This window comes from Arcanobacterium sp. (ex Cirak et al. 2026) (assembly GCF_053585065.1).
In genome coordinates, this window is the sequence record NZ_JBQJCE010000008.1 from 64203 (window position 1) to 86179 (window position 21977).

At 52.8% G+C, this 21977-nt stretch carries 17 protein-coding genes; 7 read left to right on the forward strand and 10 right to left on the reverse strand.

The annotated features are described in order from the left end of the window. Window positions 1-172 precede the first annotated feature (172 nt). Genes ACTOVJ_RS05495 through ACTOVJ_RS05505 form a run of 3 tightly spaced genes read left to right on the forward strand, consistent with a single transcriptional unit; the run spans window position 173 to window position 4440 of the window. Window positions 173-1432 (forward strand): alpha/beta hydrolase, encoded by a 1260-nt coding sequence (locus ACTOVJ_RS05495; RefSeq protein WP_449502091.1) that lies wholly within the window; start codon window positions 173-175, stop codon window positions 1430-1432. Beyond that, window positions 1429-4077: a bifunctional lysylphosphatidylglycerol flippase/synthetase MprF gene (locus ACTOVJ_RS05500; protein ID WP_449504648.1), complete on the forward strand. Its 2649-nt coding sequence runs from the start codon at window positions 1429-1431 to the stop codon at window positions 4075-4077. Before ACTOVJ_RS05495 ends, ACTOVJ_RS05500 begins: the two co-directional genes overlap by 4 nt. A gap of 27 nt (window positions 4078-4104) precedes the next feature. Beyond that, window positions 4105-4440: a rhodanese-like domain-containing protein gene (locus ACTOVJ_RS05505; RefSeq protein WP_449502089.1), complete on the forward strand. Its 336-nt coding sequence runs from the start codon at window positions 4105-4107 to the stop codon at window positions 4438-4440. 55 nt (window positions 4441-4495) lie between these two features. Here the strand turns inward: ACTOVJ_RS05505 and ACTOVJ_RS05510 are convergent, their stop codons facing one another. The 6 genes from ACTOVJ_RS05510 to ACTOVJ_RS05535 all read right to left on the reverse strand — a co-directional run bounded on the left by ACTOVJ_RS05510 (window position 4496) and on the right by ACTOVJ_RS05535 (window position 13692). After that, entirely contained in the window at window positions 4496-6154 is a 1659-nt protein-coding gene (locus ACTOVJ_RS05510) for a galactose/methyl galactoside ABC transporter permease MglC (protein WP_449504185.1), read from the reverse strand. 13 nt (window positions 6155-6167) lie between these two features. Then, on the reverse strand, window positions 6168-7676 hold the full coding sequence (locus ACTOVJ_RS05515) for a sugar ABC transporter ATP-binding protein (RefSeq protein ID WP_449504186.1): 1509 nt from the start codon (window positions 7674-7676) through the stop codon (window positions 6168-6170). 74 nt (window positions 7677-7750) lie between these two features. Then, window positions 7751-8971 (reverse strand): substrate-binding domain-containing protein, encoded by a 1221-nt coding sequence (locus tag ACTOVJ_RS05520; protein WP_449502086.1) that lies wholly within the window; start codon window positions 8969-8971, stop codon window positions 7751-7753. Between the two features lie 143 nt (window positions 8972-9114). Next, window positions 9115-10059, reverse strand: coding sequence for an aldose epimerase family protein (locus tag ACTOVJ_RS05525; protein ID WP_449504187.1), 945 nt, complete (start codon window positions 10057-10059; stop codon window positions 9115-9117). Window positions 10060-10283: 224 nt separating this feature from the next. Further along, window positions 10284-12230 carry an NADP-dependent phosphogluconate dehydrogenase gene (gene gndA / locus ACTOVJ_RS05530; RefSeq protein WP_449504188.1) on the reverse strand — a complete coding sequence of 649 codons (1947 nt, stop codon included), beginning with the start codon at window positions 12228-12230 and terminating at the stop codon, window positions 10284-10286. A 25-nt stretch (window positions 12231-12255) separates the two neighbouring features. Beyond that, window positions 12256-13692: a GntP family permease gene (locus ACTOVJ_RS05535; RefSeq protein WP_449504189.1), complete on the reverse strand. Its 1437-nt coding sequence runs from the start codon at window positions 13690-13692 to the stop codon at window positions 12256-12258. A 168-nt stretch (window positions 13693-13860) separates the two neighbouring features. On the opposite strand from ACTOVJ_RS05535, the gene ACTOVJ_RS05540 reads away from it, so the two are divergent. Then, window positions 13861-14595, forward strand: a complete 735-nt coding sequence (locus ACTOVJ_RS05540) for a FadR/GntR family transcriptional regulator (protein ID WP_449502082.1) — start codon at window positions 13861-13863, stop codon at window positions 14593-14595. Window positions 14596-14667: 72 nt separating this feature from the next. Beyond that, window positions 14668-16902 (forward strand): alpha-galactosidase, encoded by a 2235-nt coding sequence (locus ACTOVJ_RS05545; protein WP_449504190.1) that lies wholly within the window; start codon window positions 14668-14670, stop codon window positions 16900-16902. Between the two features lie 20 nt (window positions 16903-16922). Here ACTOVJ_RS05545 and ACTOVJ_RS05550 read toward each other — a convergent pair whose 3' ends face one another. The 3 genes from ACTOVJ_RS05550 to ACTOVJ_RS05560 all read right to left on the reverse strand — a co-directional run bounded on the left by ACTOVJ_RS05550 (window position 16923) and on the right by ACTOVJ_RS05560 (window position 19504). Beyond that, window positions 16923-17264 carry a hypothetical protein gene (locus ACTOVJ_RS05550; protein ID WP_449502080.1) on the reverse strand — a complete coding sequence of 114 codons (342 nt, stop codon included), beginning with the start codon at window positions 17262-17264 and terminating at the stop codon, window positions 16923-16925. Window positions 17265-17357: 93 nt separating this feature from the next. Then, window positions 17358-18758, reverse strand: a complete 1401-nt coding sequence (locus tag ACTOVJ_RS05555) for an ABC transporter permease family protein (protein ID WP_449504191.1) — start codon at window positions 18756-18758, stop codon at window positions 17358-17360. Further along, on the reverse strand, window positions 18755-19504 hold the full coding sequence (locus tag ACTOVJ_RS05560) for an ABC transporter ATP-binding protein (protein WP_449504192.1): 750 nt from the start codon (window positions 19502-19504) through the stop codon (window positions 18755-18757). The genes ACTOVJ_RS05555 and ACTOVJ_RS05560 overlap by 4 nt, the downstream gene beginning before the upstream one ends. Before the next feature lie 114 nt (window positions 19505-19618). Between ACTOVJ_RS05560 and ACTOVJ_RS05565 the strand changes: the two genes are divergently transcribed. Then, complete coding sequence (locus ACTOVJ_RS05565) at window positions 19619-20344, forward strand: sensor histidine kinase (RefSeq protein WP_449502077.1); 726 nt, start codon at window positions 19619-19621, stop codon at window positions 20342-20344. A 20-nt stretch (window positions 20345-20364) separates the two neighbouring features. After that, window positions 20365-21036: a response regulator transcription factor gene (locus ACTOVJ_RS05570; protein ID WP_449502076.1), complete on the forward strand. Its 672-nt coding sequence runs from the start codon at window positions 20365-20367 to the stop codon at window positions 21034-21036. A gap of 58 nt (window positions 21037-21094) precedes the next feature. Here the strand turns inward: ACTOVJ_RS05570 and nadE are convergent, their stop codons facing one another. Beyond that, window positions 21095-21925 carry an NAD(+) synthase gene (gene nadE / locus ACTOVJ_RS05575; protein ID WP_449502971.1) on the reverse strand — a complete coding sequence of 277 codons (831 nt, stop codon included), beginning with the start codon at window positions 21923-21925 and terminating at the stop codon, window positions 21095-21097. Window positions 21926-21977: the final 52 nt, after the last annotated feature.

Here is a 21977-nt window from a genome sequence, read left to right on the forward strand (position 1 = left end):
ATCACTCCTTTGAGATTTTTTATTGAAATAAGCTTTTCATTAACCTATGACACTTTTTGGTGATCATTCCTTACTCCTCACGCGACTTATCGAGACACAACGTTTCATACAACACAAATTTCTGCTCCAGAGGCGCATGATTTTAGTTCGATGAGTGTGAGATAATGGAAGTATGGACTTTTTCTGGAAATTTCCACTCACTGATTTCACTGCACAAATTGTGATCTGGACACTCGTTGCCATAACGACGCTCAGCGCATGCGCACTCGCGTTTCACACTAATCGCCGACGCGCTTGGATGTCGCTGTCCGTGGCGGTCACAGTGGATGCAATTGCTGTCTTCGGTTTCTTCGTGTGGCCAAACCCATGGCCAGGAGAAGTCCCCTGGAATCTTTTCATCGCAGCATTCGGAGCAGCGTTTACCATCGCTGCATTCGCCATAGTAAAAGGTGCGCGCTTCAAATTTTTCTTTCTGGCACTCGTCAGTGCGGGGCTGACTTTTCTTGTCGCGAATCTCACCTACAAGGAATACACAAATCCAGCGTCCTTCCTTCCGCCAACAAACGTCGTGCGGATGAATTATGAGGAGTTTTCAAAGCTGACCTCCGCGCCGATGAATGATGGAAGAAAAGTTGGTGCACTTGTTTCCGTTCCATTTGAGGGTCCAGTCTCGGCATTTCCTGCACGCAACGCGGTTGCTTATGTTCCACCCGCATACTTTTCCTCGACAACTCAGCTTCCCGTCATCGTCCTCCTCGCAGGCAATCCAGGAAGTCCTGATCAGTGGTTTACCGCGGGTGACGCAGCATCAGCAGCCGATACATATCAGTCTAAGCATCAGGGCGTATCGCCCATCATTGTCTCAGTTGATGGCACAGGTTCTCTGACCGGCAATCCCGGCTGTGTCGATGGCCCAGATTTAAAAGTCCACACCTATCTCACCCAGGACGTGCCTGCTCTCATCAAAAAGCATTTCCGTGTTACTCAAGATCAGCATACATGGTCAATTGGTGGCCTCTCATATGGCGCGACCTGTTCCGTCCAGATCGCCACAACTGCCCCGGGCACATACGGCGCATTTTTGAGTTTTTCGGGAGATAAGACGCTCCTGATTGGCACGAAGGAACAAACAATCGACTCACTCTTTAACGGAGATCAGTCGGCATGGGAAGCCGCTGATCCAGCTCACGTGTTAGCGATGGCCGCTAAAAAAGGATCGCCTAATCTCCAAGGAGGACGCGGTTTATTCTTCTCTGGTGATGATGATTCTCGATCAATTGCAGCCCAAGAATACTTGGCGCGATTGGCGAGGATGGCTGGAATGGATGTTCATACTCGCACGATCCCAGGCGGGCATAGTTTTGACGTGTGGCGAGCAGCCTTCGTCGAAGCACTGCCCTTTGCTGCTCAAACAATCGGAGGTCTGAAGTGAAATTTGTGTCTCTCGTCAAGAAAGCGCCTGTCTCCATCATTCTGTTGACCACACTGTGGGCTTTATGGGCATCCCAAGGCGGCGATCACCTGGCCTTAAGACATACGTTCGGATTGCGAGCAACTGGCGATCTCAACTTCCTTCATATGTTCACATCAGGCCTGACCTCGGCGACCCTCCAAGGTGTTATCGGCGCGAGCGTTGGCGTCCTAACATTAGGCCTCGCAGCTGAACGGACACTTGGCTCTGCCCGTTTCGCGATGCTTTCTCTTGCCATGCACGTCGTCTTCGCACCATTCGGTTTATGGTTCGCTCATGTCAGTGCACCGTATTTGGAATCCATTGCCACTGCCAGCACGTCAGATTACCTCCTCTCTCCTGGTGCATGGATTTTCGGAACCTCGATGTTCGCCACCGCGTTCATGCCTCCATTATGGAAACGCCGACTACGTCTTGCCGGCTTTGTGGTCACTGCGACTCAAACGCTTTTCCTAGGAAACGTCACAAACACTGTCGCACTCATTTCAGTGGTTGGAGGAATTATTGCGGGATCGCTAGTGGCTGGTCGTGGTTTCCCTCGAATGCGTACGTTGAGTCAGCCCTCTGCACGTGAACGACGAATCCTGGTGGCAGTACTTTTTGGAACAGTGGCCATCACCCCCGTCCTTATCGGGACTCACCCAACAGCGTCAGGATTATTCGCTGACGCGAACTTCCTCATTTGGCAGCCCTACGCTCTGGCGTTCCACGCGGACTGGGCGTGCACTTCGAATGATTTAGCCCGTTGTGCTGCGATGGGCAAACTCGTCACTTTTGAAGGCCCAAGCAATACGATTGCCAATCTTGTTCCCGTCATCATCCAGCTGATTTTTGCCTGGGGTCTCGTACGCGCGAAGCGAGCCGCCTGGATCGGTGGGATCGTCTCAACACTCGCCACAATGACAATCGTCATCATTCAGTTCATTCAGATTGCATTCCTGTATGGCGATCTCTCCACCGTTCTTACTCTTGCAACATTTTCACTCACCCCGTGGCTTGTTGTTCTCATGGCGCTACTTGCCACGCGCAAACTTTATACAGTGTGCACATCCTCAAAGGCATATACGCGCGCTATTGCCTTCGTTGTCGGCGGAATCATCGCAGCTGCGGCAATCTGGTTTATCGGTACTGCAGTCTTCTCTACTCAATTCACGCCAGAAATCGGGGCGAGCCAAGCTTTCGGAGAATTCTTCGTCCGACTTCTCCCCCCAATCGCTTCGCTCCTTCTACCACTAGGGAACATCCCCGCTGGCATAGGAGCTTGGTTTGCGTTCATCTGGACTGGAACAATATTTTGGATACTCGTCGCCATTGCGATGTATTTCCTCGTGGTTGATTCTCATTCGGAGCTTCGTTTTAATGACCGTATTAAAGCGCGCCAGATTCTTGAAAATGGAACCGGCGATCACTTGTCATTCATGACTCTGTGGGACGGGAACTCTTATTTCTTCCATGAGCTGGGCTACGTCGCCTACCGTGTGTCTAATGGCGGTGCGGTAACACTCGGTGGCCCGGTTTTCGCTGGTCACAGCGATTCTTTAGTTCACGACAACGAAGAGTCGGCCTCGGCGGTTGATATGCTTCCGTCAGATGCCAACCGTCACGAACTTGCAAGTGCCTTCGAAGAATTTGTCCAGAAACAGGGGTGGCAAATCGCTTGGTATTCGGTCAACGAGGACTTTACTCGCCCTGGCTTCAAGAAACTCCATGTGGCTGAAGAAGGCGTGCTGAGCGCCGACACCAAATTTACTGGAAAGAAATTCCAAAACGTCCGCACCGCCAAGAATAATGCGAAAAAAGAAGGTATCGAAGCGATCTGGACGGATTGGGAAAGCCTCGATATTGATATGCGTGCCCGTGTCACAGCTCTGTCTGAACAGTGGGTTGCTGAGAAGGCACTACCGGAAATGGGGTTCACTCTTGGAGCTCTCGACGAGTTAAAGATTCCGGGCACCAAGATAATGCTTGCGGTGGATCAATCCTGTCATCTTCATGGAATTACGTCGTGGCTTCCTGTCTATGAAGGTGGTCAACTCGTGGGATACACGCTCGATTTTATGCGCCGAGATTCCGACGGTTGGCGTTCGGTGATTGAGTTTTTGCTTGGTGAGTCAGTTCCGAAGATCAATGAATTGGGACTTAAGTGGGTTTCTCTGTCAGGCGCGCCGCTCGCGCGAAGTGAAGCGATAGAGGATCCGTCCTTCCTGGATATCGTCCTGGAACGTACCGGAGCGCTTATTGAGCCTCTCTACGGATTCCGCTCGCTTGCAGGTTCGAAGTACAAGTTCAATCCCGACCATCACGGCTGGTACTTGGCGTACAATGATGAACTAGCACTGGGCAAAATCGGCATGGCGATTTCACACTGTTATCTGCCCGGAATTGGGCCAAAGGGGATTGCTGAAATCGTACGCGTGTACTTCGAAGCACAAAAGCAGGCCAAGATTGACGAGGAAAACAAGGCTCGCCGTCGTGCCGAAGTTGAGGCTCGCGACGCAGTGAGCAAGGCAATCCATCGAGGGCTTCCCGTCCCTGAAGAGGCAGTTGCTGTCCTGGGCAGAGAAGCTGTTGCACAGATCGTTGCTGAAGCTACTCGCACAGAGTAAAACTTGTCAATCACGTAGAGTAGCGACATGGGGTTCTTTGATTTTATTTTTCCAGGTGGGAAAAACCCACAACTCACCGTTGCACAGGCAGCCGCCGCACACGCAGCTGGCGCGCCCATCATCGACATCCGCGAAATCATTGAGTGGAACAAAGGCCATATCCCGAGTGCGATTCATCTGCCCAAGGCGCGTCTTTTTCGCCCCACCACGCAACTTCCCTCTGGCTCTCCCCTCATCGTGATGTGTCAGGACGGCCGCACCTCTTTAGATGCTGCACGTGAGCTCAACGAGCACGGCGTGGAAGCAACATCGGTATACGGCGGCTTTGTGGCGTGGAAAAGCGCAGGCTACCAGGTCGAATAATCGGTGATATGTTAAGTGGCGCCAGGATTTCCCTGGCGCCACTTAACACTACGTCTCACTTCTTCTGAACGTACTTGAGCGAATCAAGCGTGACAGCAGCGAGAATAATGATTCCTTCAAAGACAAACTGGAGGTTCGTGTCAATTCCAAGGATCGTCAGTGAGTAAGTCAGGCCAGTAAAGATCAGCACACCGACAACCACCCCGGAAATCTTCCCAATGCCACCGGTAAAGGACACTCCACCAACCACACAGGCTGCAATTGCATCCATGTCCCAGCCTTGGCCGTAAGCCGCCGAACCAGATCCATACATACGTGCTGCTTCAAGCCAGGAGCCGAAACCGTAGAGAATACCAGCGAGAATGAAGGCTCCCATCGTCACCTTGAACACCGAAATGCCTGAGACTGCAGCGGCTTCAGGGTTACCGCCAACCGCGTAAAGGTTCTTACCAAATGTTGTTTTGTTCCAAATGACCCACACGACAACCGTGGCCGCAACCGCCCAGAGAATAATAGTGGGGAATCCCGAAACATTTGGAACAATCATCTTCGGAATATCAGCTTCGATTGCACCGAAGGACACGCCCTTCGTCGCGTATGTGACGAGGCCGAAGATAATAAGCATATTCGCCATCGTTGACACAAATGGATGCATCTTGAATCGTGCAGTGAAGAATCCGGCGATCATCGTGAATGTCGTGGTTGCAATGACACATGCAATCAACGCGCCAATAATACGAATCCCGAGAGGAACCGATGAAAAATCGAAGACTGCGCCGAAAACACTTCCCGTATTCGGGCCCTTATGCATCACAACTGTGGCAATCACCATGCCCATGCCCACCATTCGGCCAATGGACAGATCGGTGCCGGTGAGCAAAATCAAACCGGCAACGCCCAATGCAAGGAACATGCGCGGGGAGGCCTGCTGCAAAATATTGAGCACATTTTGCGTGGTGAAAAGATCAACGTTCTTCACGATCGGTGCCATGATCGCCAGTGCGATGAAGATCAAGACGATGACGATGTATAAGCCATTCTTGAGCAAGAACTGGCGACGGTTGAACGAGTATCGGTAATTTTCCCACTTCTGAGACATCGACTGCGTCAACGTAAAATTGGAGTTTCGCAACATGTCGATCATGTGGAACTTCTCCGCCACTGCTGCATGACGACGATCCTTCGCAGCCTGAATCTGATGCTTCATCTGAGTCTTAGCATCGTATTGGCGATTCTTGTATACGAAGTTCTCGTCCTTAAGCTCTTGCTTAAGTTCGGCCCCGCCGGTGGCATTGAGCTTCTTGACGTTGTGCTCGTGCTCCGTTTTTAGCTCAAGAAGGGTGGCTTCATACTGTGCTTTGGCTGCTTTCTTCTCATTGACGACAGACTCTTCAACATGGGTGAAATATTGCTTGTCGTAATTTTTGTCGAGATATGTTTCAGCTTCGTTCACTAACTTCGCAATTTTCCCCTTATTTTGAGCTTGGACTTTACGCGCAGCAGCGAGTTCAGCTTCATCTTGTTTGCGAATCTCAGCTTTTTCTTCCTTCGACAAGGTTCGATCAGCTTTCAACGCTCGCAGCTGATGCTGCAAACGTGTCACCTTCGTTGTGCCGTCAGCACGCAACGCATCAATCTGCGCTTGGATTTTCCCTACGTGCTCCTTGACCGGTTCGAGGAGCTGCTCTTCCTTCTCATAAGACAGGATGCTCATGTACTTGCCTTTCTTACAGATACTTTGCACTGAGCTTTAGCAGCTCTTCTTGGTTCGTCTCTTTGGTGTTGACAATGCCAGCGAGTCTTCCGCCAGACATCACCGCGATCCTGTTGGTAATACCGAGGATCTCCGGCATTTCGGAGCTGACCAAGATTACCGTGCGTCCTTGTTTGGCCATTTTGATGATCAGCTCGTATATTTCGTACTTTGCACCGACATCAATACCTCGCGTCGGTTCATCCATCATGAAAACTTTGGGCTCGCGTTCAAGCCATCGTCCGAAAATGACTTTCTGCTGGTTGCCACCAGACAATGCCGCGATCAACTCTTCAGGCCCAGTTGTCTTGGTATGCATCGTACGAATTTCTGCAACTGTCGCTGCTTGCATCCTGCGATCCGACAACATGGCAGCACGTTTGTAAGCGGGAAGATTCGCAATCGTCGTATTGAATGTCAGGTCACCTTTGAGGAACAGTCCGTCAGCCTTACGTTCTTCTGTGATCAAGGCAAATCCCGAATCGATTGCGTCACGTGGCTTATCAAAATTCATCAATTTGTCGCGGTAGTACACCCGTCCAGTCGCACGGGTACGCACGCCAAAGATCGTCTCCAACAGTTCAGTTCGTCCGGCTCCGACAAGTCCATAGAGACCAAAAATTTCTCCTTGGCGCACGTCGAAAGTGATGTCCTTAATCAACGGCGCAAACTTCGTGGATAGATGCTTGATGGAGAGGATTGGGGCACCCGGGGTGTTGTCGACTTCGGGGTAACGATTATCGAGAGAGCGTCCTACCATCGCAGTAATGAGCTCACCCATATTCGTTTCTGTCGTGTCTTTGGTCATCACGAGTTTTCCGTCGCGAAGGACGGATACCTGATCACAAATCTCAAAAATCTCGTCCATCTTGTGTGAGATATAAACCAGGGAGATTCCGTCGTCGCGCAGCTTGCGCATCATGGAAAACAACTTGCGTACTTCAGGTTCGGTGAGCGACGACGTCGGCTCGTCAAGCACGATCACCTGCGAGCGATACGAGATCGCTTTAGCGATCTCACACATTTGCCGCTGAGAGACCGACATCTTGCGCATGGGTTGAGTCAGATCGACTGTCATGCCGAGCTGGCGGAACAAGTCTGCTGCTTCCTTGCGCATACGCGTTTCGTCGATAGTTCCTAGGGCTGTGGTGGGGTAGCGTCCGAGAAAGAGATTGTCGACGACGGAGCGTTCAAGAGCTTGGTTGAGCTCCTGATGCACCATCGCAATTCCATTCTCCAACGCTTCCTTAGGACCGGTGAATGCTACGGGATGTCCATCGAGGGTAATGTCGCCTTCGTCCTTTTGGTAGGTACCGAAAAGACACTTCATCATCGTGGATTTTCCAGCGCCGTTTTCGCCCATGAGTCCGATGATGGAACCACGTTTGACATCGAAGTCAATGTGATCGAGCACCTTATTGCGCCCGAATGACTTTGACATTCCTCGGATCGACAAGACGTAATCGTTATTGATGTCTGTCATTTTTGTGCTTTCGTTTGGCAGTGGGGGCCAGGTCAGTCCTGGCCCCCACACATGTTGATGTCTTGGGCCAGTGTTTACTGGTTCAGCAACGCGGTGTAGGACGATGCGTTGTCTGTCTTGACCATGTTGATGGCGAATGCATCGTAGGCACTCGGGTTACCCAGACGGTTGGTGATGTTCGATTCAGTCTGGCCGTCGCCGCCGATGTACTCAACATCGAGGTTAAGCAACTTGTCGTACTTCTGTAGGAGTGGCTGATAGGTCGAACCGAGGAAGTTGTCGGCGGAGTTGTAGATATCGAGCCATACCTTCTTCTTCTCCGCCTTGACCTGGTTGCTTACTGGCTTGTAGGTCACTGTCGAATCGAGGAAGTCCTTGTAGTTCTTCTCGGTGACAGCAACATTCAACGCGTAGAAAGAACGCTCAGCTTCAACGTACTTGTAGTCCTGCTCAGACAAAACATTGCCTGCCTCGTCCTTCTTCGAGATGCCCTCCATGATGTCCTTGCCATCGAGGGAGTTACGAAGCACTCGCAGAGTGAGGTACGCCTGGACATCCGCGTGCTGCGAAATGGTGCCAGCGTAGCCGTCCTTAATTGCTGCTACCGCATCGGAGTTCGCGTCGTAGCCGAACGTCGGAACCTTGTTAGCCTTGCTCCACTTGTTGAACATGGCCATGCCCATGCCATCGTTGTTCGAAATGACAAGGTCAATCTTGTCCCCGAACTTTCCGCTCCACGCAGTGATCGTGTCACCTGCAGTTCCAGCGTCCCATGTTGCGCCTGCACCAGTCTTCATTTCCTTCGAGGCGAGTTCTTCAACCTTGAAGTCATCAAGCGAGCCTACCTTGACTGCACTAGCGTTGGTTTCGGTCGGGTCGGAGAGAATTGCACCGTCTTTCTCGACGGCGGTTCCGAGTGCCTTGCGAACGCCACGCGTACGGGCAATCGAATCGTTGTGGCCGACGTCGCCGACTGCAAGGACGTACCCGATCGTCCCATCGCCATTGCGGTCAACAATATCCTTGTGTGCCTTGATGAAGTCAGCAACCATCTGTCCCTGGAGCTCAGCACCATTGTTGGCGTCGAATCCCACGTAGTAGGTCTTGTCGTTGAAGTTCAAGGCATCCTTATCGAGCTCGCCTGTGGACGAATTCGATGGCTGGCGGTTGAACCACACAAGTGGCTTTTGGTTATTCGGACCGGCTGGGCTCGAACCCGATGTGCTCGTTCCACACGCGGATAAAGCGAGCAAAGCTGCCGCCGAGACGGTCAGGATCTTGCTGAAGTTTTTCATCTGAAACCTCTCTGGAGTCGTCGTTGACTTCTGACGAACTATTCGCACCACTTTGTGCTCTGCATCTCGTTTGTCAGACACCGAAAGATTACACACCGCTTACACCCGCAAGCAATGCGAAAAACTATTCTGCAAAAATCGGTTTAATTTGCAAGAATTTTGCAGCCAAATTGATACTCTCGGATCTCTCCCCCACGAAGATACTCACAATCAATCCCCGTGCGAAACGCGTTTGGCGGGCAACTCATTGGTTCAATCGCCACAGCCCGGCCGTATCCTGGGTACGGCTCCGCTCGTCCAGGGCCCGCGGTAAAGACTTGCAGCCACCGGCACCACTCACCTGCCCACACTTGCGTACGCTGGCCATCATGACCCACGACGTGCGCACGCACCTTTCCATCATCGCTGATGACGTTGGTGAAGCAGTTGTCCAACCATAAACCATTCAATGCAACTCCGTCGGAAATATTGGCGAGTGTGCCGACGTCAGTGCACACTTTCTCCACCGCGACAAGTGGCCCCGCAGGCAAGTTACGTACGGGATCCAGTGGGAGCATTTGGCGCACAGGAAGCTGAAGAATCGATTCGTCCGTGGCTGAGCCTGGAGCAATGAGATACGGGTGGAATCCGAAACCAAACGGAACGGTCACGTCGGAAAGATTTGTTGCGGAGAAACTCGCGCTCACCCCCTCGTTCGCTGAAACAGACCAGGTGATCTCATATTCAAAAGGCCAGGGGTAGCCCTTCTGGGCAGGCATCGACAAACGTAACGTGCACTTGTCTTCCTCGGCCCGACTCACGTCCCAACGTTCAAAACCCACAAAACCGTGATTCGCATTGCCGCGCTCAGGCTCACTGATCACAAGCTCAAAAACTTCACCATCGTGGTAGTAACGCGCGTCACCAACGCGGTTTGGCCACGGAGCCAAGAGCATCCCCGAACAGTGAGGCCGGGGTAGCGCATACGTATTCACGAATTCGACGCCATCGTATTGTGCTCTCGCAAGTCCACCGCCATAGGGGTCAATTGCTGCTCGGTAGGAGCCGGACTGGATCCAGACAAAATCCTTGTCAACTGCATTCGTCATTGATACCTCCTTGTACCAGTGGGCATTTTATTCCCGAGTGATGCGACTCCGCAAAGCTCAAACGCCCCGAAACAAACAATAGCGACCCACAGTGTCATCGCGCTGACATGCCAACGTTGACGTCCTCGCCCGACACAGTGAAGTTGTCTTTGACCCTCGGCAAAATCGGCTTCGCATTGATGCACACAAGTCGTTGTGCTGATGTCTCACAGGTGACTGACTAGTCACCTCATCAGGTTCCACGGTCCATGTGCCACAGTACCGGGGTCATTAATGAGCTCGACGCCATGGGAGCCGAAATAGTCTCGTTGCAATTGAATCAGAGCTGTCGGGAGCTGCGGGCGTGCCAACGTATCGAGATACGCCAAAGCAGTACTCAATGCTGGAGCCGGCACGCTATTCTCCGCCGCAAAACACACAACGTCACGCAGGTCACCAATGTACGAATCTATTTTTTGCGCAAAAAACTCATCAGACAATATGTCACATGATCCACCGTGAGACGAACTCAATGCGCGCGATATATCATCCAGGATACGACCGCGAATAATGCATCCTGCACGCCACCCCAGGACAATATCCCCGAGATTGATGTTCCAATCGTACTCAGATGATGCTGCGGAAATCACCTCAAGGCCTTGTGAATAGGCAATGATTTTTGCCAGGTACAGTGCATGCGCAACGCGTGTCACGTCTAAAGTGTTACCAACAACCGCATTACTGTGTCTAATATGCCGAAGTTCGCTCACACTGGCAAAGCGTGCCATGAGTGACATCACGAGCATACCTGCATCGACACCTAACTCCACGGCAATCTGACTCGACCATGCACCCGTACCCTTGTGACCTGCACGGTCACATACCCGATCGACTAGCGACACCCCATGTTCGTCAGTAGTCGCCAGTATCTGAGATGTAATATCAACCAGATAGGAGGACAATTCTGTGGTTCTCCACTGTTCGACCACTTCAGAGATCTCATGCGGAGTCAGGCCACTCGAACGCAACAGATCATAGGCCTCTGCAATCAATTCAAGTTCGGCATACTCAATACCATTATGCAATGTTTTGACCAAATGACCCGCCCCATCTGGCCCAACCAATGTCGCACAATGGCGTCCGTCGTCGGCCACGGCAGCGATTGCGGACAGAATAGGGGCGACTCGTTCGAGTGCCACTCGTGAGCCTCCAAGCATCAACGCAGGCCCGTGCAGAGCACCTTCAAACCCACCAGATGTGCCACAGCCGACGAAGTCGATACCCACCTGACGCAGCTGAGCCTCCCGACGTCGGGTATCGGAAAAGTGGGAGTTCCCCATATCGACGATAATGTCTCCAGGGTCAAGGTATTCGCTCAGCTGACTGATGACTGAGTCAACTGCAGGCCCAGCAGTGACCATGAGACAGATGATTCGTGGGCGCTCAATCAGACCAACAAATTCGCCAACATCTTCTGCGGCAATAATGATGCCGTCAGCACTGTACGCTGTGGCAAATTCTGTGGCGACATCAGGCACAACATTCGCTACTGCCACCGAGTAGCCTGTTGATGCGAAATTACGTGCGATTGCACCTCCCATCACACCCAGCCCATAAACACCAACATTTGCTTGAGGTTTTGTTGACGTTGGGTATTTCTTTTGCGAAAACTCAACATTGCCGACGATTGCCCGAATACGCTTTTCAATTGTGGTTGCGATCGCTGATGGGGTCTCGGCGATATCAATGACATCACCTTCCTCGTCTGCCTCAAGCGGTTCGAGAGTAGAGAATTGAGACTGGATGAGTGATGCCGGCATGAAATGGTCTGTCCGGGCAGCAAGCCTGTTCGTCAGAAGTTCGTGATCACCATCGAGATGGAAAAACACGACGCGGGAGCCTGCCTGCCGTAAAACATCGCGATAACTGCGCTTGAGAGCAGAACACGTCACCACAGTTGACCTCAAGCGTGAGCCTTCTTCACGCATCCACTGTGTTATGGATTCAAGCCATGGCCAGCGATCATCGTCATCAAGTGGCTGACCCGAGGCCATTTTGTCAATATTTGCCTGCGGATGGAAATCATCGGCTTCGGCAAGCTCCCAACCGAGCCTGTCGGCAACAATTCCTGCCACAGTAGTTTTTCCAGAGCCTGATACTCCCATGATGACCACATGCACGACGTCGTTCATCGATCCTCTCCTTTCCCTCGAAATATCACAAGACAACGTAGATCAATGCCACGAAAGCAAAACCGAAAACGGATTGAAGAGTTTGTTGAACTGTCCATGTCGCCAACGTTGTCTTGACGTCCATGTCAAGCAAACGACCGATGAGCCAGAAACCAGAATCGTTGACGTGAGAGGCAAAAACAGAACCAGCAGAGGCAGCAAGGACGATGCACGCCACTCCAACAGACGACAGATCAGCAGCTTGAACAGCTGGAGCCATCAACGACACCGACGTGATGAGCGCGACTGTGGCCGATCCTTGTGCCAATCGCAAGGCCACTGCCACCAGGTAAGCACCTAAAATGACTGGAATCCCGAGGCCCTTCATCGCATCAGCAAGAGCTGTGCCAATACCCGAGGCTCGCAAAACTCCGCCGAACATCCCACCTGCTCCGGTCACCAGAATGACCGAGCATACCGGGCCAAGAGCTGAATCCATTATCTTTTCAATCCCTGTTTTGTCTGTGTTGATGTAGCGTCCCAGGATAATCATGGCAACCAAGGTGGCGATCAGGAGAGCAATCGGCGTTTGCCCGAGCTGCATCAGTGCATTGATCACTCCAGAGGAAGCAACGCGAGCGTGGGTAGTGGCATCCGTTTCTACTGACGCGATAGCACCCGTTTGCACCAACGTATTGAGACCTGTATTGACGAAGATCAATAGTGCAGGGAGAACCAATGTGAAAATCACCAAGCCCATCGGAGGGAGCTTTTGAGGAAGGGTCTCATCTTTGACCGGCGAGAAGAGTTGAGGCATTGTGATGTGATGGCGCTTTGCCGCAATTTTTGACCACACAACCCCCGAAAGGTAGAAAGTCGGAATCGCTACGATGAGACCGATAATCAGCACCAGGCCCATATTTGCTTGCACAATGGCACCCGCACCGACGGGGCCTGGGTGCGGCGGTACGAAAACATGCATCACGGAGAAAGCTGCCGCCGAGGGCAAAGCATATAAGATAACCGAACCGTTGAGACGAGCAGCCACCGCAAGGATGACCGGCAACATGACGATAAAACCAGCATCGAAGAAAATAGGGAATCCCATAAAGAGCGAGGCAACTCCCAAAGCGAGCGGCGCACGGTCATCCCCAAAAGTGTTCACCATTCCATCAGCGAGAACCTTGGCTCCTCCAGATACCTCAACGAGCTTCCCTAGCATGGCACCGATACCAACGAGTAGTGCAACGGAGCCGAGCGTTGAGGAAAAACCTGACAGCAATGTCGGCAGAAGTTGTCCTGAGGGGATTCCCGTCGCAACCGCAGTCACGATACTGACAACGGCAAGAGTCAGGAATGCGTGCAGGCGGAAATAGATTACTGCCACCAAAATAATGACGACAGCAGCGAGCGCGATACCGAGCAAAGGCCCGGCAGACATCGTCTGATGCCACGGTTGTTGTTCACATACGAAAGGAATCATCGTCTCTCCATTTCATATCGGGCGAAAAGCGTTATCACTCAGCGTCATTGCTTCTCGAAATAATGTTTGCCCACGGCACATCTCTGGGCCGTTACTCTCACATTACCTCAAAGGTCATACCTTTGAGAAGAAAAAGGATTACCTTTAACTCACTGGTAGCATGACACTGTGCAAAACCCAGCATCACGTTTCAAAGAGATCATTGACATTATTGGCCCACAGATTACCGGTGGAGAGATTCCCGCAGATGCAGTCATCACCCTGGCTCAGATTGAAGAAAAATTTTCCTGCTCGCGGACTGTCGCTCGTGAAGCACAACGGCACCTCGAATCCTGCGGATTAGTCATCCCTAAACGTCGTCACGGGCTTCTTGTCCAACCACGCTCCCAGTGGAATGTCCTAGATCCTGACGTCATTCGGTGGCGCCTGGCAGGCTCTGAGTCCGACCGGCAAATGAGGTCGTTGAATGAGCTTCGCCAAGCGATCGAGCCCAAAGCTGCACACCTGGCAGCACAGTATGCAAGCCGTGAAGAACGCGAAAGCCTTCTCACCCTAGCCGACAATCTCACGCAACTCGGAGCAACAACATCGGGAGAGGAATTCCTCAAGGTAGATATCGCTTTTCATACAGCGATTCTCAAAGCGAGTGGAAATGAAATGTTTTGTTCACTCTCATCTGTCATCGACACAGTTCTGTCATGGCGCACACATGCCGCGTTAATGCCTCCTCATCCTGAGCCACACGCGATGCAGCTTCACCGCGAGGTTGCCCAGGCTATTGCCCAGGCACAGCCCGCCCGAGCTTCACAAGCGATGGTCGCCATCGTCACAGAAGTCCAAGAGGCATTTGATTCACACCTTCCTCATGTTCTGCGCACACCACAAGGAAAAACTGAGCAGTGATAGGCTGGTCGTCAGCACAAAGCGAATGCTCAGCCGCAAAACGAGCAGTGAAACGATCCACTGGAGTAGATCATGGCCACGATGCACAACGATGTCGTCCTGCGTGCCCCACATGCACCACATCCGATTGGGATATCGGAACAACAGGTCGCACTCGTGCTGTCGCCGACGCAGTCACTGCCTGCGATCACGTATTGGGGCGAGAACATTCACTGCGACAATCCCCATCTCTTACCAAGCCAAACGCCGCAACTCATTAATGCGGGCATTGACTGTCCAGAAGTCCCGTCAGTGCTCCCCCATCAAGCCGAAGGATGGAGTGGAGTGCCATTTATTTCTGTCAGCAGGAACGGGGTCGCACTCTTTCCGCAGTTCTCGGTGAGCTCCTCACGCGCTGAGCTTTCTCGTTTCACATTCACTGCCGACGCCGACGGGTTGGAATTGGTATTCACTATTGCGCTTGAACCTGGCGGTCTTGCCTGGCAACAAGCCACCATCACCAATACCTGCGATATTCCAACACACATTGAGCAGTTGCGCCTTGCTTTCCCAGTTCCATCCTGTGCCAGCGAGCTCATGACTTTTACCGGCCACCATCTTCGCGAACGATCACCCATTCGCCATCCGTTTACTCAGGGGTTCCATACACAACAATCTTGGATGGGACGTCCGAATTTTGACTCAGGATATCTCACGATCGCTGGAAGCCCCGGGTTCGGTTTCACGCACGGCACTGTGTACGCCACACACGTAGGGTGGAGTGGAAACGTGGAGCACTTTGCCGCGCGCACGCCCTACTCGGCGGGTCTAATCGGAGGAAGCGAGTTGCTCCACCCCGGTGAGATCACGCTCAGCAAAGGACAGAGCTACACTACTCCAAAGGTCTATGGATCCTTCGGCGAGGGGCTCAACGAACTTGCTCATCGTTTTCATACTTACCTTCGAGAAGTGCATGGCTCGACATTGCGTCGGCCAGTGACCCTCAATACCTGGGAAGCCGTGTATTTCAACCAACATCCGCATACCCTCCTTGACTTAGCTCATACTGCGGCTGCGACGGGGATTGAACGTTTCGTCGTCGACGACGGTTGGTTTATTGGACGACAGAACGATTTTGCAGCCCTTGGCGACTGGTATGTCGACGGCGAGAGTTGGCCGCACGGTTTAGAAGAGATTTCACAGTGTGTTCATGACCTCGGTATGGAGTTTGGGTTGTGGTTTGAGCCTGAGATGATTTCTCTCAATTCCACTGCCGCACGTGAACATCCCGAATGGATCATTCGTCCGAGCTCCGATCGACTCCCGCTTCCGGGTAGGCATGAATATGTCATCGACCTCGCCAACCCTCAAGCATACGAATATCTCTTCAGCCGCATGTCTACGCTTATCGAGCAACTTGGCATTGACTACATTAAGTGGGATCATAATCGCTTCATCACCGAAGCCATCTCATCTTTCACTGGTCGTCCTGCCGTGCATGAACAAACTCTGGCCTTTTATCAGCTCATGCGCGATCTGCGTCAGACCCATTCAGGCTTAGTGATCGAGAACTGTTCGAGTGGCGGCGGACGAGTCGATCTTGCCATTATGTCGCTTGCTAGCTCAGTGTGGGCATCGGATTGTACGGATCCTATCGAGCGCGCTACCATCCAGCGTTACACATCGCTGTTGATTCCTCCCGAAATGATCGGCGCTCACATTGCTGCTTCTCCCTCACATCAAACCCGCCGTTCAACTACACTGACAACCCGTGCCGCCGTCGCCTTCTGCTATGGTTTTGGCTTCGAAATGGATATCTCCACCTTGAGTGATTTTGAACGCGTGCTAGCGCGCGAGTGGACTGGGCTGCACCGTGATCTGGTAGATCCCCCGTTGCTCGCTGTTCATGGAGATAGCGCCGACACCTCAGTGAGCATCGATGGCGTTGTGAGCCAGAATCGTCAACACGCCATCTTCTGCATCACGCAGCTGACGACATCCGAAAATTACCCCATTGCGCCTGTTACCCTCCCTGGCTTACTTCCCGAGCTTACGTATCGCGTCCGTCCTCTGGGTGGCGCAGCGCGCTATAACGACTCCGACGTCGACGGTCGCCCCGGTCCGGCGTGGTGGAGCGACGACGGAGTGGAAGTGCCGGGGAAAGTTTTGTCACACTGGGGTATGAGAATGAAACATATTTTCCCAGGAAATGCGGTTTTATTGGAAGTCGATGCAGTGGCGTTTGCCAGCATTAGTGCAAAGAGCACAGGAGTGCTTTTATCGCGCAAAGGGGATCATGTTTGTTTTGCTTCCCACAAACACACATGACTTTTATCGTCAACTAAATTTCACGGTTGTACAGCACTGTGTTCCCAAACTAGGACTTCTTGGATAAAGATCGGTATTCCACGAGAAGTAGCAATGAGCTTGATCATGTGCGGTACCGGCGAGTCACCGACGTCGTAGGCGCGAACCATATACCCAGTAATCCGGCCGTCATCGAAACGCGTGCCGACGGCGTCGTCGAACTTCGCTTTAATGTCTGCGGCTTCAGGCGTGAGAAAGCGCGTATCGGATTCTTCTTGTGTTCCACCGAAACGGCGCGGATATAGGTAAATCTTGACTAATGCTCCCTCAGCAGCGAGTCGCTCAGCATCCTGCCGTGTCATTGTCGAAAAATCGAGTTTCACTGTGTTCCCTCCGGAACATATCCTAACGAGACTGAGAGCCGGTAGCAGAGATCTCCCTCTTCCACCGGCCCTCACCTGAATAAGGCGCGCTCCTTAGTCATTCTTTCGCACGTGGTCGTGCACCACTTGGTGTTGGATAGGGATCATGACAAGCACCGACACAAGCGTGAGGGCAAAACCAATTCCAACCATCACCAACAGCATCGACATATTCCCGGATCTAAAAACGGAACCTGAAGAGAGTGCCGGCAAAAATCCAATCAGGACGAGGATCGTCATCAGTGCGGTCATCGGAGCCATCACCTGGATCACACGTGCACGAATAAGGACACGAATTGGAGTGCCGATTTGTACCAGGGATCGAGACTCGTCGCCACGGTCAAAGATATCGGACGCCTGGTGGATCAACGTCGAAATCGCACCCAGGATCACGGCGAAGGCAAATGCGATGACCACTCCTTGAGAAATATCAGAGGAAATCTGCCGGAGCATCGAACCATTAGCGAAGTTCTCTCCGCCTTGCTTGATATTGAACGACACCAGCGTGAGGGTCAGTGTTGCTACAAGTCCCATCAAAGCAACAGAGTTAATATTGCGCCACGCCCCACGCGCATCGCTCACCACACGGCGCATACCAAGTAGCCACGCTGGTTTCCCAATGGCCAGCAGAGGACGCATCGTGAGCTGGATAAAAAGTGGGCCGACTAAAGCAACCGCACCGAAGAATATCACAAACACAGCCGCAAAAGTCATGATTTGGGTGAATTCCGTGTCTTGCCCACGATCTCGAATTCCCGAGAAATAGAGGACAACGACGAGGGCAACGGTGAAAACTCCCATGCGCCACATGCGGACGGCGCCGGGTGTGACACGTCGAGCAACGCCGAGCGGAGAGATTGACACCTTCGCCAGACCCGCCGTCGTCGACACAATCGAAATCGCGCTGATCAGTCCAAAGGTGGCAAGGATTCCCCACCACGGGAGCATCATTTTTGCCACCGTAATCTGAACCATCCCGAAGGAAAGTGCTGTCCATGCTGGCAAAGATGCCACGTAGATCGCCATCCCGACGAGGAAGCCCAGTGACGCGTGAATAAGGCTTTCAATAATCGACATCCCGACAACCTGCCGCGCACTCATTCCCACAAGGCGCAACGAGGCAAGACGGCGCTCGCGACCATTCGCACCAAGACGCGCGGCACCTGCTCCAAGAGTCATCAGCGGAATTGTCAGGAGCGCCAAGGCGAAGACCGACAGAGCAAAGTACATTGCACCGTTTTCTTGTAGCTGTCCGGCCTCACCGAACTGCGCCGCGAACACCTGGTCGATCGCTTCCTTATTCGAGTGGAACATCCACACCCCGCCAAGCGTCGTCAGAGTGAGCCAACTCGACACTGCGAAGGCCACCACAGCGAACACATCGAGTAAAGCGTTACCTGTACGCGTGGTCAGGCGCGCCTTGGCCAGCATACTCGCCAATGAGAGAGTTCTCATCGCATGTCCCCCTCGCTGAATTCAGCCGACATGCTCATGGATTCACTGGCTCCCGGAAGCGTTCCGCATCGGGTTGAACCATCGAAGTGAACCAAGCCATCGCGGATTTCGACCAAACGCTGGCACCACCCGGCAACCTTCGCATCGTGGGTAATGACGATCAGCGTGGTTCCGTTCATCCGTGCGGTTGTGGTCAGGATCTGCATCACTTCGTGGCCGGTTGCCTGGTCGAGTGCGCCTGTGGGTTCATCGGCGAAGACGATCGCTGGGTTGTGAACCAAGGCACGTGCAATTGCCACGCGTTGTGCCTGTCCTCCTGACATCTCCCCCGGCCGCTTGCGCGCCTGTTCTGCCACGCCGAGGCGATCGAGCCACGTCTGAGCGACGTGGATCGCCTGAGATTTGTTCGCTCCCTCGAGCATCAGCGGGAAAGCAACGTTCTCCTGTGCAGTGAGCTCAGGAACCAACTGACCATCTTGGAAAACGAAGCCAAGCTGCCGACGTCGCATCGCGGATCGCTTCGCATCGGAAAGCTTCGAAATCTGTGTGGTTCCCAGCTCAACTGTTCCGGCGTCGGGAGTGAGAATCCCGGAAAGAACGTGGAGCAATGTGGACTTACCCGAACCGGACGGCCCCATAATGGCCACATGTTCGCCATGTGCAATGTCGAGATCCACTCCTGCTAGAGCGTGAACGGAGCCGTACAACTTTGTTAAACCGCGAGCGCGGAGATTCATCGTGTTCATAGTTCTATTACAACTGTGCATCGACAAAAACAACATCGGGCAGGCTCCCCAGTTTGGGTAGAGCTAGCTCTACCCAAACTCTTTTCTTCAAGCGAGAAGCGTTAGACTTCAGATATGTTCACCTGGTTGTTCAGCAAACACCGCAATATTGCTCGCGAACTTGAGCAGATCACTGCCTCGCGGCGAACGATCGTCGGCGCGTTTGAAATTGAGCGCCGCCGTATCGAACGAGACCTTCACGATGGAGCTCAGCAGTACATTGTGGCAACCGGCATGGCACTCGGTGAGGCCGATCTGATTTTGCAGCTTGCCGGCGAGCTCCCGCCTGATTTAGCGGATCTGCCCGAAATCATCCGCCGCGCTCAACGCGCGAACGACGACAGCATGGCAGCTATCCGAGCCACTGTCAATAATATTCATCCGAAGGTTCTGTCCGATCTCGGCTTAGAGCAGGCAGTTCGTGATGTCGCAGAACGTACTGAAATCCCGGTGACTGTCCGCGTCCCGCACCCGCTACCACACATGCCTGAAGGGGTGATCGCCACAGGTTACTTCTTGGTGTCCGAAGCGCTGACAAATGTGGCGAAATATGCCCCTGGTGCATCTGCAAATGTCGTCTTAGGAGCCGACGCAGACCTGCATATTTCGATTGCTGACACCGGGCCTGGTGGTGCGGTCTTGATGCCGGGGCACGGTTTGGATGGTATGCGCGAACGCCTAGCTGCTTTCGGAGGCATCCTTGATGTGTCGTCGCCTGTGGGTGGCCCCACGGTCGTTTGTGGGAGGATTCCCCTGCTCCTGCGTCGCGGAGAAAGCGGAATTACCCCGTTGGATTCGTAAAATATTCCAGGAGGATATCTGTGAAAATCTTTATTGCCGACGATGCCGCGCTGATCCGCGAAGGAATCGCTGGGATTTTGCAACGCGTGGGTTTCGAGGTCATTGGTTTTGCGAACGATGCGCCGACAGCAGTATCGCGAGTAAGCACGCTTTTGGATGCCGGGGAGAATATCGACGTTCTTTTAGTAGACGTGCGAATGCCACCAGGAATGTCTGACGACGGTCTACGCGCTGCAGCCGAGTTGCGTGAGCGTTATCCACAGCTGGCTATCATGGTGTTGTCACAATACGTGGCTCCAGCATATGCAGCGACATTATTTTCCTCCCCTGATCGTGGTTCTGCAGGTTTGGGTTATTTACTCAAAGACCGTGTGTCAAAAGTTGCCGATTTTGTCGCTTCGTTGAAAATGGTCATCTCAGGTGGAGTGGTGGTCGACCCTGAAGTTGCGGCAGGGCTCATACGTGGATCATTGAACGCTCTATCCCAGCTTTCCCCACGTGAGCGAGAGGTGCTGGAGCTGATGGCACGCGGTCTGTCGAATTCGCAGATACAAGAAGAACTTTTCATCTCTGCGGCTGCTGTGTCAAAGCATGTATCTAATATCTTCACCAAGCTTGGCCTTGCCCCTGGCGAGGAGAATCGACGCGTGCGCGCGGTTCTCGCGTATCTGACTGCCACAGGGCAAAACTGATGATGTTGTGACAGTCAGATCCGCCTCAATATGCCACTGACGCTGTAACTCTGTCGGCTTATATCAGAGAACGCCACCACATATCGTCTGGAGTGGCAGGCATCGCACGTTTATGTTGTGCACGCGTCCATTTTTCCTCAAGGGTCTGTGCTGCACGCGGGTCGATGTCTTTGCCTTCGAGATAGTCATCAATTTGCTCGTAGGTCAGACCCAGCTCATCCTCATCAGTGCGTAAAGGTTGACCATCTAAAAGATCAGCGGTCGGAATCTTTTCCCACAGACGTTGGGGGGCTTCGAGGTATTGCAAGAGTGCGCGATTTTGACGTTTATTCAAACCCGCGAGCGGAAGGAGATCTGCAGCTCCATCACCAAACTTAGTGAAGAATGCCGTCACATTCTCAGCCGCATGATCAGTACCAATGACGAGCAGACCGGCGTCGCCAGCAATCGCATACTGCGCCACCATTCGCATACGAGCTTTCATATTGCCGCGATTGAAATCAGAAATTTCCACTTCCATCGCATCTTCGTATGCATCCTCCATCCCAACGGTAGGATCCTTAATGTTCAGCGTCACTTCATGATCTGCACGGATCCATTCCATCGCAGCAGCAGCGTCGGCTTCGTCTGCTTGGACACCGTAAGGCAAACGCACGGCAACGAAGGTCACGTCGTCACCCTCGTTGCGCATTTTCTCCACGGCCATCTGAGCGAGGCGTCCAGCCAAAGTTGAGTCCACTCCCCCTGAGATTCCTAGGACAAAACCTTTGGAATGCGCGTTTCGTGCATAATCCACAAGGAATTGCACACGTGCACGGACTTCCTCAGCTGGGTCAATCTGCGGCTTGACATGCAGGGTATCAATGATTTGTTGCTGTAATTCACGCATACGTGTATCTTATCCTTCCTGATGCTGTGGGAGCGTGACACGTTCAGCCCGC